This window comes from Bradyrhizobium sp. CSA112, from assembly GCF_029051645.1.
Classification (GTDB): domain Bacteria; phylum Pseudomonadota; class Alphaproteobacteria; order Rhizobiales; family Xanthobacteraceae; genus Bradyrhizobium.
Map to the genome: position 1 here is coordinate 347,855 of NZ_JAACFS010000003.1, position 14,346 is coordinate 362,200.

13 protein-coding genes are annotated in these 14,346 nt (G+C 56.9%); all 13 read left to right on the forward strand.

Going from position 1 to position 14,346, the window contains the following annotated elements:
* Positions 1-2 precede the first annotated feature (2 nt).
* Positions 3-587 carry an acyltransferase gene (locus GWE18_RS09145; RefSeq protein WP_275185603.1) on the forward strand — a complete coding sequence of 195 codons (585 nt, stop codon included), beginning with the start codon at positions 3-5 and terminating at the stop codon, positions 585-587.
* 11 nt (positions 588-598) lie between these two features.
* Positions 599-1,594, forward strand: a complete 996-nt coding sequence (locus GWE18_RS09150) for an NAD-dependent epimerase/dehydratase family protein (protein ID WP_275185425.1) — start codon at positions 599-601, stop codon at positions 1,592-1,594.
* 15 nt (positions 1,595-1,609) lie between these two features.
* Positions 1,610-2,767: a DegT/DnrJ/EryC1/StrS family aminotransferase gene (locus tag GWE18_RS09155; protein WP_275185426.1), complete on the forward strand. Its 1,158-nt coding sequence runs from the start codon at positions 1,610-1,612 to the stop codon at positions 2,765-2,767.
* 8 nt (positions 2,768-2,775) lie between these two features.
* On the forward strand, positions 2,776-3,777 hold the full coding sequence (locus tag GWE18_RS09160) for a class I SAM-dependent methyltransferase (RefSeq protein ID WP_275185427.1): 1,002 nt from the start codon (positions 2,776-2,778) through the stop codon (positions 3,775-3,777).
* A gap of 3 nt (positions 3,778-3,780) precedes the next feature.
* The gene (gene asnB, locus GWE18_RS09165; RefSeq protein WP_275185428.1) at positions 3,781-5,700 is read left to right on the forward strand and encodes an asparagine synthase (glutamine-hydrolyzing); all 1,920 of its coding nucleotides are present in this window, start codon (positions 3,781-3,783) and stop codon (positions 5,698-5,700) included.
* On the forward strand, positions 5,658-6,287 hold the full coding sequence (locus GWE18_RS09170) for an acyltransferase (RefSeq protein ID WP_275185429.1): 630 nt from the start codon (positions 5,658-5,660) through the stop codon (positions 6,285-6,287). The genes asnB and GWE18_RS09170 overlap by 43 nt, the downstream gene beginning before the upstream one ends.
* A 23-nt stretch (positions 6,288-6,310) precedes the next feature.
* Entirely contained in the window at positions 6,311-7,501 is a 1,191-nt protein-coding gene (locus tag GWE18_RS09175) for a glycosyltransferase (protein WP_275185430.1), read from the forward strand.
* A 110-nt stretch (positions 7,502-7,611) separates the two neighbouring features.
* Positions 7,612-8,742 carry a class I SAM-dependent methyltransferase gene (locus GWE18_RS09180; protein WP_275185431.1) on the forward strand — a complete coding sequence of 377 codons (1,131 nt, stop codon included), beginning with the start codon at positions 7,612-7,614 and terminating at the stop codon, positions 8,740-8,742.
* 1 nt (position 8,743) lies between these two features.
* Positions 8,744-9,040, forward strand: a complete 297-nt coding sequence (locus GWE18_RS09185) for a hypothetical protein (protein ID WP_275185432.1) — start codon at positions 8,744-8,746, stop codon at positions 9,038-9,040.
* A gap of 67 nt (positions 9,041-9,107) precedes the next feature.
* Positions 9,108-10,157: a radical SAM protein gene (locus GWE18_RS09190; RefSeq protein ID WP_275185433.1), complete on the forward strand. Its 1,050-nt coding sequence runs from the start codon at positions 9,108-9,110 to the stop codon at positions 10,155-10,157.
* An 83-nt stretch (positions 10,158-10,240) separates the two neighbouring features.
* Positions 10,241-11,743: a hypothetical protein gene (locus GWE18_RS09195; protein WP_275185434.1), complete on the forward strand. Its 1,503-nt coding sequence runs from the start codon at positions 10,241-10,243 to the stop codon at positions 11,741-11,743.
* A gap of 13 nt (positions 11,744-11,756) precedes the next feature.
* Complete coding sequence (locus GWE18_RS09200) at positions 11,757-13,367, forward strand: hypothetical protein (protein WP_275185435.1); 1,611 nt, start codon at positions 11,757-11,759, stop codon at positions 13,365-13,367.
* Positions 13,368-13,370: 3 nt separating this feature from the next.
* Positions 13,371-14,345 carry a class I SAM-dependent methyltransferase gene (locus GWE18_RS09205; protein WP_275185436.1) on the forward strand — a complete coding sequence of 325 codons (975 nt, stop codon included), beginning with the start codon at positions 13,371-13,373 and terminating at the stop codon, positions 14,343-14,345.
* Position 14,346 lies beyond the last annotated feature (1 nt).

A 14,346-nucleotide genomic window follows, 5' to 3' on the forward strand; every position in this document is an offset into this window, starting at 1 on the left:
AGATGCGCAAAGATCCGCGCTTTCCCGGCGTACTGATTCATGTTTCGAGTTACGTGGACGAAGGTGCAATCATCGGGAACGGCACAAATATTTGGCATTTTTGCCACATCCTTCCTGGTACCATCATCGGTGAAAACTGCTCGATCGGCCAGAACGTGATGATCGGGCCGCGCGTGAAAATCGGTAACGGCTGCAAGATTCAAAACAATGTCTCGCTTTATGACGGCGTTGAACTCGCCAACGATGTGTTTTGTGGTCCGAGCTGCGTTTTCACCAACGTCAACAATCCGCGCGCCAATGTGTCGCGCAAGGATGAATTTCGAAAGACGCCTGTCGGTCGCGGGGCGAGCATCGGCGCTAACGCGACGATTGTGTGCGGACATCGACTCGGAGAATACTGCTTCATTGGCGCAGGTGCGGTGGTGACAAAAGATGTTCCGGCGTTTGCGCTTGTGACTGGGAATCCGGCGCGCCGCATAGGTTGGATGAGTAGGCAAGGTGAGAGATTGGCGGCGGATCTTGTCTGTCGGCGGAGCGGCGAACGATATCGCGAGATTTCGCCTTCGCTTCTCACGCCGATCGAGTAGGAGAATAGACATTGGACGTTCGAGGAAAGCGGTTTGTGGTGATTGGCGGCGCCGGGCTTATCGGGTCGCATGCGGTCGACCAACTCGTGCAGCAGGACGTCGGTGAGATCGTCATCTATGATAATTTCGTTCGCGGGACTCACGAAAATCTCGCGGAAGCCATGCGCGACCCACGTGTCAAGATTTTCGAAGCCGGTGGCGACATTACGCAGTCTGATATTCTCGATGCGGCTCTCAAGGGCGTCGACGGCGTTTTTCAATTCGCAGCGCTCTGGCTTCTTCAGTGCCATGAATACCCACGGACGGCTTTCGACGTGAATGTGCGCGGCATGTTCAATGTGCTCGACGGCTGTGTACGTAACGGCGTGAAGCGCTTGGTATGGTCGTCATCTGCTTCCGTCTATGGCGACGCGATTGAAGAGCCAATGACGGAAGATCATCCATTCAACAATAAGAATTTCTACGGCGCGACGAAGATTTGCGGTGAAGCGATGGCGCGCGCCTACCACTTTCGTTACGGGCTAGATTATGTCGGTCTGCGCTACATGAATGTGTATGGCCCACGGCAGGATTATCGTGGCGCCTATATCGCGGTGATCATGAAGATGCTCGACGCGATCGATCGCGGTGAGGGTCCGACGATCCTAGGTGATGGATCCGAGGCGTTTGATTTCGTGGCAGTGGAAGATTGTGCGCGGGCAAATCTGTGCGCTATGAAGGCGACCGCCACCGACAGATTCTACAATGTTGGCACCGGCAAGCGCACATCGCTCAAGGAAGTTGCCGAAAAGCTCTTGAATCTGACCGGATCAAACCAGCCGATCAACTACGCTCCTCGGAGTCAAGCGACGCTCGTCCGCAACCGTATCGGGTCGCCGAAACGTGCCATGGAGGAAATCGGGTTTGCTTCCGCTATCGACCTCGAAGAGGGCTTGAAGTCACTCATCGAATGGCGTCGTACACACATCGCCGAAGTCACGACCAGACGCGCCCACGCGGCCACCTAACAAGCAACGGAAATTATGACGCAACGACGTATTCAGATATCCCAACCCTCCATGGGGGAGGAAGAATGGCACGCGGTTCGCGAGCCATTGGTCTCCGGTTGGCTCACGCAGGGCCCGAAAGTAGCGGCCTTCGAGAAGGCTTTTGCGGAACGGCACAATGTTGCGCACGCCATGGCTGTAACGAGCTGCACGACAGCGCTTCATCTTGCCCTCGATGCGATCGGTATCGGCCCCGGCGACGAGGTTATTGTTCCGTCATTTACGTGGGTAGCAACGGCAAATGCGGTGCTTTATTGCGGCGCCAATCCCGTTCTGTGTGATGTCGATCGCGATACCTACAACATTGATGTTCCCTCGATGGTTTCGAAAATCACTGCCAGGACGAGGGCCGTCATAGCTGTGCATCTGTTCGGGTTGTGTGCCGACGTGGATAGCATTCGCGGAGCGCTTCCGCCGGGCATCAAGATTGTCGAAGACGCGGCGTGTGCGGCAGGCGCGTCTTACAAGGGCAAATGGGCGGGTGGACTTGGGGATGCTGCCTGCTTTTCGTTCCATCCGCGAAAGTCGATCACGACGGGCGAAGGCGGCATGCTGACTACCAATGATGCCAAGCTGTCTGCGAAAGCGGACATCTTGCGAAATCATGGCGCGTCGATCTCCGAAGAGCAGCGTCACCGTGGCCCCCAGCCCTATCTTCTTGCAGCGTTTGATGAACTCGGCTTCAACTATCGGATGACCGATATTCAGGCGGCCATCGGCTTGGTTCAGCTTGGTAAGCTCGACAAATTTGTCGATGAACGTGACGTGCGTGCGCGCCAGTATCGAGAGGTCCTGGCTGACCTTCCTTGGTTGCGTCACCCGCAAATATCGAATTTTGGACGTCATGCCTGGCAGGCCTACGTGACTTATGTCGATCCGCAGCTTGCTCCTGCACCGAGGAACGAAATTATGGGGCGGCTTCACGCAATGGGCATCGCAACGCGTCCCGGGACGCATTCGATTCACATGCTCGGGTATTACCAGCGGCGCTTTGGATTTAAATCTGACGATCTACCGGGAGCGCGGGATTGTGAGCGCAACACGATGGCCATTCCGATGCACAACAGGATGTCGGACGACGACTACGCTTACGTCATCGATTGCATTCGGCGGATCGACGCGGGCAAGGCGTGATATTGACCATGCGGACGTTCCCGATCTTGAGCGAAATTATCGGAACACCGGTGCCCGCAGAAGGTCCGGTCACGATCAATGGGCGGCAGTTTCTCGTCAGGGATGGTGTGTTGCGTGCCCCAGAATTCCTCTCCCGCACGCAGGCGCAAACCTCGGAGGTGTTCGGCTACAAGTGGAATCAGCGTGAAACTTTCGAAAGTCACAACGCGCGAGCCATGATGCGAGAATGGTTGCGCGCCCGCTACGGTGACCCGTCGACCATGCCATGGCTCGACAATAACGCGATTCTTGTTGACGTGGGATGTGGCGCTGCACGTAGTTCAATCGAACTGTTTTCTGACCGACTCAAGCGCGTGCGTTTCATTGGAACCGACATTTCCAGCGCGGTCGATGTTGCAGCAGAAAGTTTTCGGGCGGCGGGCCTTTCTGGTGAATTCATACAGTGCGATCTCAACGCGCTGCCGTTTCGCGAGCAAACCTGCGATGCGGTATTTTCAGAGGGGGTATTGCACCACACGGATTCGACGAAAAATGCGTTCGAGCGCGTCGCTCGACTAGTCAAACCCGGTGGGCATTTCCTGTTTTACGTCTACCGGAAAAAGGGTCCCCTTCGTGAATTTACGGATGATTACATCCGCAGCAAACTGCAGAATCTTTCGCCAGAGCAAGCATGGAAGGCGATGGAGCCATTGACGAAACTTGGCATCGCTTTTGGCCAATTGAACGCAAAGATTCAGGTGCCGGAGGACGTCGTACTTCTTGGCATCAAAGCCGGCGAATACGACATCCAGCGGTTCCTGTACTGGAATGTCGTGAAAATGTTCTATCGGGAGGATATGACGTTTGACGAAATGGCGCATATTAACTTTGACTGGTTCGCGCCGATGAACGCGCATCGCCAGACGGAAGAGGAGGTACGTCGCTGGTGCGAGATCGCCAATTTCGACATCGAGCGGGAAGTCGTCGAAGAAGCCGGGATCACCGTTGTTGCCCGGAAGCGTGATTGCTGAGCCATGTGCGGAATCGCCGGATATCTGAATTTTGACGGCAAGCCGGCCTCGCCTGTCATCCTTAAGGCGATGACGGACATGTTGGTGCATCGCGGGCCGGATGACGAAGGTCAACTGGTCGAAGGTGGCCTTGGATTAGGCCACCGCCGCCTCTCGATCATCGATTTGTACCCGACCGGCCATCAGCCAATGGCCAGCAGCGGCGGCCATCTCGTCATCAGCTTTAACGGTGAGATCTATAATTACCGTGAGCTGCGACTGGAGCTTGAGACCCTTGGTTACTCGTTCCGCTCGGAGTCCGATACAGAAGTGCTGCTTTCGGCGCTCGAGGCATGGGGTGAGAAGGCGCTGCTGCGGCTCAACGGCATGTTCGCCTTCGTGTTGTATGATCGGCGCGAGCGCTGCCTGCTTCTGGCGCGGGATCGCTACGGTATCAAGCCGTTATATTACGTGACCGTCGGCCAAACGGTGATGTTCGCGTCGGAGATCAAGGCATTCATCGCGCATCCTGCATTCAAAGCCGATCTCAACCCTGATGGGTTGATCGAATACATGAGTTTCCAGAACTTTTTGACGGATCGTACGCTGTATAAGAATGTGCACATTCTCCCCGCGGGAAATGTCTTGTCCATTGCGATGCAGGGTCCGGTTCGCGCGCCCCGCCAGTATTGGGATTTCCAGTTCAGCGAACGCGAAACTGGGCGTACCCGCGCAGATTATCTCGAAGAATTGGATAATCTGTTTGTGCAGGCAGTCAGTAGGCAGCTTGTAAGTGACGTTCCGGTCGCGTCGTACCTCAGTGGGGGGCTCGATACCGGTGCGATTGCCGTAATCGCCAGTCGGCAATTGCCGGAAATGCGGACCTTCACGATCGGATTCGACATGAGTTCGGTGTCTGGGCTTGAACTTGCTTTTGATGAGCGCGCGAAGGCTGAGCGAATGTCCGCGCTGTGCCGCACGGAACAATACGAAATGGTCCTGAAGGCTGGCGACATGGAGCGGGCGATCGACCCGCTCGTGTGGCACTTGGAGGAGCCGCGCGTTGGCCAGTCCTATCCGAATTTCTATGCCGCCAAGCTCGCCGGCAAATTCAACAAGGTTGTTCTGTCCGGAGCTGGCGGAGACGAGCTTTTTGCGGGTTATCCGTGGCGTTATTTCCGGGCTTCTGACAATCACGACTTCAACGACTATTCGGCGCTTTATTTCAAGGATTGGCAGCGCCTGGTGCCAAGTGACGCCTTTCCGGCACTGACCGCTCCACTTGACGGGAAGCATCAGACGGACCCGCTAGCCGTATTTCGCAGCGTGTTCGCACATCACGCCACGGAATTGGCCCGCCCGGAAGACTACATCTGTCACTCCCTTTATTTTGAGGCGAAAACCTTCCTGCACGGCTTGCTGGTTGTCGAGGACAAGCTTTCAATGGCGCACTCGCTCGAGTCACGCGTTCCGTTTCTGGATAACAATCTCGTCGATTTCGCAATGGCGCTTCCGGTTTCGCACAAGCTTGCCAATCTGGGGCAAGTGGCCGGTCACGATGAAAATCTGCCCGGACCGAAGACTTCGGTGTATTCGCAACGTTCGCAGGATGGAAAAGTTATTTTGCGCGAAGCGATGGCGCGCTATGTGCCTGCGGATGTCGCCAGCGGCGCCAAGCAGGGGTTTTCTGCACCCGACGCGAGCTGGTTTCGCGGCGAAAGCATAGATTACGTCCGACGTGTTCTTGTCGACCGGAGATCGCGCCTTTACGATTATCTCGATTACGACGTCGTTTGCAGGCTCGTGGCCGATCATCTCGAAGGCCGCGCAAACCGGCGTCTGCTGATTTGGTCGCTTATCTATCTAGAGAGCTGGTGTCGGCAATTCCTCTCCGGAAGCGGATGGTCAGCGACACAGCAAAGGGCGCGAGCGGCTTTGCGATGAGCAAAATGCATTCTCCGCTTGATCCCACCGCGTTTGCGGAGGCGCTCACGGCGCTCCGTTTTGAAAACGAGAAGAGGCTCAGGGAGCAATTCAATCGTAGTCTGCCTTTTGCAGACGGCGCGTTTGATCGTTGGGAAAGGGCGCGGCGGCTTGGCTTCGGCGAGCGGACGAGCATCTATGATAGTGCGATCGTGTATGGTGATGTGAGCGTGGGCGCGGACAGTTGGATTGGCCCTTCCGCGATTCTTGACGGCTCCGGCGGTCCGCTGCGGATCGGCTCATTCTGTTCGATATCGGCAGGCGTGCATGTCTATACGCACGATACGGCGCTCTGGGCGCTGTCGGGTGGAAAGCTTCCTTACAAGAAGTCAGCAGTCACGATTGGCGACAACGTATACATCGGCGGCCAGTGCTTGGTTGTCGCCGGTGTTACGATCAACTCCTGCTGCGTAGTCGCCGCTCATTCCCTCGTCACTAAAGACGTGCCGAGCGGTGCGATTGCGGGCGGCGTTCCGGCGAAGCCGATTGGACGAGTGGAGGGAAAGGGGAAAGACATCAAGTTGGTCTTTCTCACTCAGAGGACGTGACCGTGGACACTACATGCTCAAACATGATCGGTTTGTTCATTTTAAACTCTGACCTTGATGCGTTGAAGGCAAAGGGCGTAGCCGGAATGATCGGTGAGAGGACCGAAAGGGGATATCTCTCTCGCGTCATCACGTTGCATCCTATGGCCAAGGAAACGCGGGTCGTCGACGCGGGACCGGAACTTCCGGTTCATGAGCTTGCATTGCCCGCTTTTGAAGGCGCTCGCGTCCGGCGGTGGCTTGGCTTCATCGCGCATGTGTTTTGGGCGGCGATCTATGCTCGCCGACTTGCCTTGCGTGAGAGTGCATCCTTCGTACGTGCGCAGGATCCGTATTTTTCAGGTTTGATTGGCTTTCTGGCGACGCGATGGCCGCGGGTGCCGTTCTGCATATCAATTCACGCAGACTATGATCAGCGCCATGCACTCGATGGGAAGCAAGGGGCTCCAAAGATTTTGGGGTCGCGGAACCTAGCAAAGCGCCTTGAGCGATTTCTACTTCGCCGGGCCGACTTGGTTATGCCGATTCGTGAATCGCTGCGAATACAGGCTATCGGACACGGAGCGTCTTCCGAGCGAACGGTTGTGTTTCCGCATGCTGTTGATTTCCAATCGATTGACAAGGTCGATCCTGCGTTGCCCCACGAGGTTAAAGTGAGGGCAGTCGGTCGGAAAGTTCTCTTGTTCACTGGGCGACTGTCTCGAGAGAACTACGTTTGGGACGTTGTAGAAGTCGCTCGGAGGATTGTCGGACGTGGAGATTGCATCTTCGTTTTCATCGGTCTCGGGCCAGAGCTTGACGCCGTGCGTTCGGCGTGTTCCGCGGACGAGGCATTGCGAGGTACGGTGATCGTATGCGGACCGCTCGAACGGCGCGCGGTACATGCAGCACAGAAGGCGGCCTATGCTGGGTTGGTACTGATGGGAGGCTTCACTTTGATAGAGTTCTGTGCTGCGCGACGACCCTGTGTTGCTTACGATGTGGAATGGCACCGTGATCTGATTGAGGATGGCAAGACCGGAATGCTTCTTCGTGAGGGCGATCGGGAGGGCCTATACAAAGTTCTGTCGAGACTTCTCGATGAGCCTGATTTTGCGGGTCAGCTCGGTCAAGCCGCCTATACACGCGCTCGCGCGCAACACGACGTCGAAAGCGTAATGACGATTCGCCGGAATATCTATCAAAGGCTCACTGCAGAGCGGACGCTACTCTGATGTTGGATAAGATAGAACTCATTCGAGGTTGGATCGAGTCGAGGTCGCCTGCCTTGCGTCGCAGATTGTTAGAAGAGACGATGGCGGCCGCGCAGTGTGGACCGCGGCGCATGATCTCTGCGCCAGTCCCTAAAAAGGATTCGGCGTCTGGTGTGCTGTTCAAGACCTCCGCAGGTTACGAACTGCCCGTGGAGCATCACCATCGATATCGAATGGTGAAAGGCCCAACTTATATCGCGGAGTTGGTTTGGCTTTACGGATTGGAGCAACAGGGGCTGCTCGCGCCTGATGATCAGGCTGAATTCCATCGTGTCGTCGGCACCAGAACGCTTGCTGTTCCTTTTGAAGATGCGTGTTCCTGGTCCGTGCGCCTGGCCGAGAAATATATCGCGCATTTGGTGCCAGGTTCGGTCGAGGCCGGGATGCCCATTATCGCCCCGAAAGATGCAAAGCTCAAAGAACAGTTGGCGATATTCCGCAACTCCAACGGTACTCTCTTGGAGAGATTCAGTGCTTGCGGCGGGCGCGTTTTGCCGCCGGGTGCCGATGTGTTGGAGATCGGGTTCACCTCCGGTGGTCACTCGATCTTCGCGCTCGAAGGACTCGGTTTTCAGGTTTCGGGGATCGACAATCTCTATGGTGGCATCGCCGATCGCGCGGTGCTGCACACGCATCTTGCCAAGCGGCTCAGCTCGAAGGCGCAGTTCGTCTTCGGCGATGTCACGCAACAAACGCCGTTTGAGGATGCAAGTTTTGATATGATCTTCTCGATCAGCGTGCTGGAGCATGTGTCGGATTTGCCCGCTGCTTTCCGGGAAATGCGCCGCTTGCTGAAGCCCGATGGTTTTCTGCTGCATCGCTATAATCCATTTTTTGCAGCAAATGGTGGGCATTCTTGGGGTGAGCTGGATTGTCCGTGGGGCCATGTTCGGGTTTCAACAGCCGACCACCTTCGTTATCTTGAAGAGCAACGCCCATATGAGGAAGCCTGCGCGCGGCCTTGGGTGGCGAGTGCCATGAATAGGTCGGCGTCACTGGCGCAAGTACAAAAATGGCTAGTTGAGGCCGGCTTTCGGCCGGTTCTTTGGGAGGAACATCCAGAGCCAGTAGAAGAGGTGTGTTTACTCGATGGGGTTGCCGCTATCCAGGCGTTGGGACAACATCCGTTTATAGGTCTTTCCGATCTACTAACGCGGGAAGTTGTCTTTGCTGCCGTTCCTGCTACGATTTCGGCGACCTGAAATGCTTACGGTAAGAATGGAATCTCGCGCACTTCTCGAAAAGAAACTCGCCGAATCCTTCGCTGAGCCGTGGGGAACACGTGGCACACTGCGCCCAGAAATCGTCGCACTGACGGAAGATCCTGTCACTGGTGGGGTATCCGGAACGCTCCGGTTCCACGTCTCGACACGGTCTGGGAATGAAGCGCTGGCGCTCGAGCATCCGTTCGGTCCTCTGGAGAGCAAGGACGATGTCGACGATTGCCTCGCCGAGGCGCTGAGCAGGCTGCTGGCGGTTCATTCGTCATGGCCGCGGTGATGTCGAAAGCTGATTGCCGGAAAGGCGTCCCATGGGGTTTCTGAGTAAAGCTAGGACGGCTTACAGGATGAGCAAGGGCCGTCCGAAAGGATGGCAATCGCTGTTGTGGAACACGGCAATGGCGCGGACAGGACGTGTTGGTCCCTTGATGACGCCGGTTCACGTGGCCATCGAGCCGACGAACGCCTGCAACGCGCAATGCCCGGTTTGTGAGACGGGCAATTTCACCATGCGGCGACGCAAGGGACTGTTGGACTTCAAGGCCTACAGGACGCTCATCGACGAAATCGCGCCGACAACGACAACGCTGATGTACTATTTTATGGGCGAGCCGTTCCTCAACAAGCATTCGTACGACATGATACGGTATGCGCGTGATCGCGGCATCTACGTGGAGACCTGCACAAACGGTGACCTCGCGGACGCCCAAGGCGTGATCTACTCCGATATCAATAAGATCAGCTTTCAGCTCGGCGGCATGGATGAGGAGACGCACCGGCGATATCGCGTCCGTTCCAGTCTGGCGAAGACGCACGCCAACCTTCATGCGCTGATCGATCTGCGTCGACGCAATCCGCAGTCGAACGTGCAGGTTGATGTCGGCTTCATTGTGATGCGTCACAATGAGCATCAGGTGCCGGCGTTCCTGAAATGGGCCAAGGAGATCGGCGCGGATTCTGCAAATGTCATCGATCCCTGCGCGCGCAATATGTTGGAGGCACACGCCTATCTGCCGAAGGACCGCAAATACTGGTTCTACGACGAGGAGGCATTCGAGCGCGGTGTACTGAAGCCAAAACATCTGCCGGACAACGAGTGCCAGTGGATATGGAACTCAATCCAGATCAATTGGGACGGCGAAGCCGTGCCGTGCTGCCGGGATCCGAATGGCTTGCACCCGCTCGGCAACGTGTTCGAGCATGGGCTGCGTGGCGTTTTCAACAGCAAAAAGGCACGCGAGTTCCGTCAGCAGGTGTTGGACAATCAGGGCGCCATCGAAATCTGCAAGCTCTGTTCGAGCTACGGGCTGCCGACGCTTGAGAAGCCGCGGCCAATCGAGTTCGAAATCCAACGGCATAGCTTCGATCCCGAAAAGCTCGAACTGCCGACGGTATAATTCACGGTGCGCATTTGGCGTGGCCAGCTGACCAGGCCTTCCTGCTTGCTGCCGCGCAGCTATGCTTCCTTTCGGTGGACGCTGTGACATTCCTGCTGGCTTTCGTTCTCTCCGCGGCTGTCTTCCTCGCGATACGTATCTTTCCACTCGGGTCTCATCGAGAACGCGGCTGTGACGCATATTATTTTCTTATGTGCGCCCGCGCGCTGCGCGAGGATTGGCAGTTGCCCATAAGATTGCCGCCCAAATATCTCGCCGAGCCAGAGGAGCAGTGGTATCCGCCCCTTTTTCCTGTGCTTATTGCGCTGCTGCCGTCGGCATGGCTCCACCGCCGGCACTGGGCTGTCAATCATGTCCTCGATCTTGCGTTTGCAGGTGGCCTGTTTTACATGACGCGGCACTATGTGGGTGACTTCGGAGCAGCTGCGACAATTCTTGTGTACGCTGCGCAGCCGGCACTGGTGCAGGAATTCGCGGCGCTGACGAGCCGACCGCTCGGCATGCTGCTTCAGCTAGCAGCCGTCGCGGCTGGCTATGCTTGCATCATCGCAGGCTCATGGAGTGCTGGCGCCCTAGCGGTCGTGGCGGTCGCCTTGCTCGTTTATGCCCACAAGCTATCGCTGCAATTGTTGTGGTTTTTGTTTCCGTTTCTTGCGCTTGTCATGGGCGCCTGGGAATGGGTCGCCATCCTTGTCGCCGGCTACGCGCTGGCGGGGGTCGTATGGCCCGGCTTTTTTATGAAGATTCAGCGCGCGCATATCGACATCGTCTCGTTTTGGGCACGCAACTGGCCACTCCTCGGCGCGAACCCGGTACGTCAGTCGCCGCTCTATGGCGATGGCAAAACGAAGACTTCCTATTACGACAGTGCCGCAGTGCGTTCGGCACCTGCGTTTCTCAAGACGGTTCTGCAAATTAACATCTTCGCAGTATTCCTTCCGCTTGGGCTCGTCGCGCCGTTGCAAGGCGTGCCATTCGCCGATTTTCTGTGGTGGTGGGCAACGGGCATCTATTTGTGGGTCGGTGCTACCCATTTCGTCTCGCGTCTGCGCTGCCTCGGCTTGGCCCAACAGTATGTGAAGTTCGGCTATGCGCCAGTGCTGGGATTTTTGGCTATTTATCTGCAGGAAACGGCGTCAATCTGGATTTGGTTTGCCGCAGCCGCTTGCGTTGCTGTTCAACTGCGCTGGTATGTCCTTACTGCGCTTGCTCTGCGAGCAGAGCCTGCAATCCCGCATTCGGACCGGCTCGGTGAGCTATTGCAATTCATCGAGGCGCAGCCTGCTCCCCGAATCATGGTCTTTCCCTATCACCTTGCCGATGAACTCGCCTATCGCAGCAAGGCGCAAGTACTTTGGGGAACACATGGTTATGACTTCGAGCGAGTGGAGCCTTTCTTTCCAGTGCTGCAATTTCCGCTCTCTTCGTTGGTCAATGCGTTTGGGCTTTCCCACGTGGTTCTCGACACGAATTTCGCTGCGCCGGAGGAGCTGCATCTCGATGCAGCGCGTGGCGGCAAACGGATAGGTCGCTTCATAGTCTTCAAAGCGTCGGACGCAATAGCAGCGGTCGACGGTCGCACGTGACACAGGGCGCTTTATGACGTTGCCGCTAAGTTGGTTTCACGTGCCTTCCGCAACGAGCAAGTCCTCCTACGCATTTGAAGGCGCGAGAGGACGGATTGAGTGGCCGACGCGTCATGGATGCAATCTTGGTGGCGCGGGAATTTGGAATTTCCTCTGGCGGCTGGGCGCTCGACCTGCCGAACCAGAGTTGGCGCGGGATGGTCATCTTCTGATTGTCCTCGACGGGCCCTTGCCGGAAGCCGCGGCGCGCGAACTACGCGCAAAGATCGAAGGCCGCCGCGGTTGGGTGATCGCCGCAGGCGATGCCTCAGCTTTGCAGGGCTTGCTGCCGCAGGGAATAGCGATTGTAGGCGAGACATCTCCGTTTCCGTATGCGGCGCTTGGATGGACAGGGCTCGTCGGCGATAGCGCGCAAATCATTGCGCCACCCGGATGGCAGTTCTTCCGCGTTACCAGCGGCGACAAATGGGTCGAGACGTTTGGTGATCTGGTCGCATTGGGCGGCGACCGGCAGAGCCCGGAGCGGGCGCTTCGCATTCCGCTTAAGGCGCCAGCGGCAATCCGCTTGGGGCAGTTAATCCTTCTGAATGGCAATCCATTTTCTGCGTTGCAGGCATGGCTCCAAGGGCAGGAAGATCTGGAGCCGTGGCTTGCATGGCGTCATGGTGTCTTCTGGCTAGATGAGCAGGTCGAGTTTCTTGCGGACGCGCTTGAGCGCTTCGGCTTCCCGCTGGCGGAGGCCGAGACGCCAGGGGTAGTTACGTTGCCGTCGACGACCATCGTGCTGCGCCATGATCTCGATTCGTCGCGCGACATGAGTTTTTTGGCGGCCGCGCAAGCGGTTGGCGTCGGTGCAACGCACGCCGTTTTGCTTGACGCCAATACGGATTTCTGGACCAAAACGCTGGCGGCCGCAACGGCTCACGAAGCAGCCTTCCACTATGACACGCTGCGCTCGGACAGCGTTGTCGAGCGCCTTCGCCGCATCGGTGGTTGGCGGCCGGCGACAGAATATCGGCCGGGGTACCGCACCGTCGCGGGCCACGGCTTGCTCAGGCAAGTACGGGCAGCGCGATCGCGCAGTGTAGGGGTACGGACACTTCATCGTCACGCGAGTTTTATCCGCTATCCGGAATTTGTAGACGCACTCGATTATGTTTTTTCCGAGGAGCCCGAGGTTCTTGGCGCGTCAAGCTTCTTTCGTGGCCAGATCCTTCGGTGGGGAATTGATCGCTGTGATGGGGCACGCGGCACGGTGGGCCAGTTTCCGTCTCCGATGTTTCCTTATTGGATGCCCTTTCGGCCTGCACATGCGGGCGACGGAGGCAGGCTGCTGTCGGGCTTTGAGAGCACGTCGATGATGGAGTGCGAGCCGGCGCTGGTCGCGCAAATACTGGACTATCGTCCACGTCGGCTGCGGCAACGTGTGCTAACGCTGTCCTATCACCCGTTCCACGCTCACCGGCCGACCTTCAACACGGAAGGAACGCTGGTGTGGTTCCAGGAGATTCTGCTTCTACTTAAAGAACAGAATGTATGCGTTCTTTCACTGGCGGAAGTTCTTGCACGTTGTCACCAAGACCTCACAGAGCGAGTGAGCGGCCGTCATGGGAAATCGGATTGATTGATGATCGACCAAGTAACTGACGCTTTCGCGGCGGCCTGCCCTTTCTGCAAGACAAGCTTCGTCGCTTCGTCAAGTGGCCGTTGCGTCACGTGCGACGCTGCTTGGCAGAAGAAAGGCCGAGTAGTTTCTTGGCATCCGAACGTGGGGAGGGGCGAACCGCAGCCCGTAAAGTCTCCTTCACTGGCTCGTAGAATCCGCCTTGCACGTCAGAATCCATGGCTGGTCGGCCAGTATCTCGCAGCGAAAGTCAGTCGTTTTCATCCCTTGCAAGGAACGTTGTCGCCGCTGGCGGCACTTAGCAGGCGACGGGTTGAGCAATATTATTGCCGAACGCTGACAGATAAAGCGTTGGCGAGCGAATGGGTTGAGGCATTCACTAAGGGTCTCGATCTGCCCACCGCTCCTTTCATGCTTGATCATGGTTGCGGTCGTGGTCGGATGACAGCCTTAGCGATACAAAATGGCTACCGGGTGTTTGGGCAGGAAGTAACTACCCATCCTTGGTGGAGTCGCCTCAATTTCGAGGTGGCACAAGTTGTGCCGCCAAATGCTAGGTACTTACCATGGGCCGACGGTGCGTTTTCGCTCATGCTGGATGTAGGTGTCATCGGGCATTTCGACTACAGCTCCCTTGCGCAACTCGCCAAGGAAGCCCACCGCGTAATTCGTACGGGCGGATATTGGATCATCCTCGAAGCTAATAGCGACGGATACGGCGCTGCCGGTCCGCGCAACCACTATGGTCGGCTACATAGCCTTAGCGAAGTAAAATCGCTCGTATGTCAGGCTGGTTTTGTCATTGTCGATGTCGAATACGAAGGGTTCCGCTCACCGATTCTACCTCGCACCGTGGATTATGTGCGGAACATTCTTTGGCCGTCGCCGCTAAACTTGAGCGATAGGCATTCTTTCGCTGCCCGTATCACGCAACCTGTCAAGCGATACCTCTGGAGGCTGCGTTTGCAGCGGGTCTGAA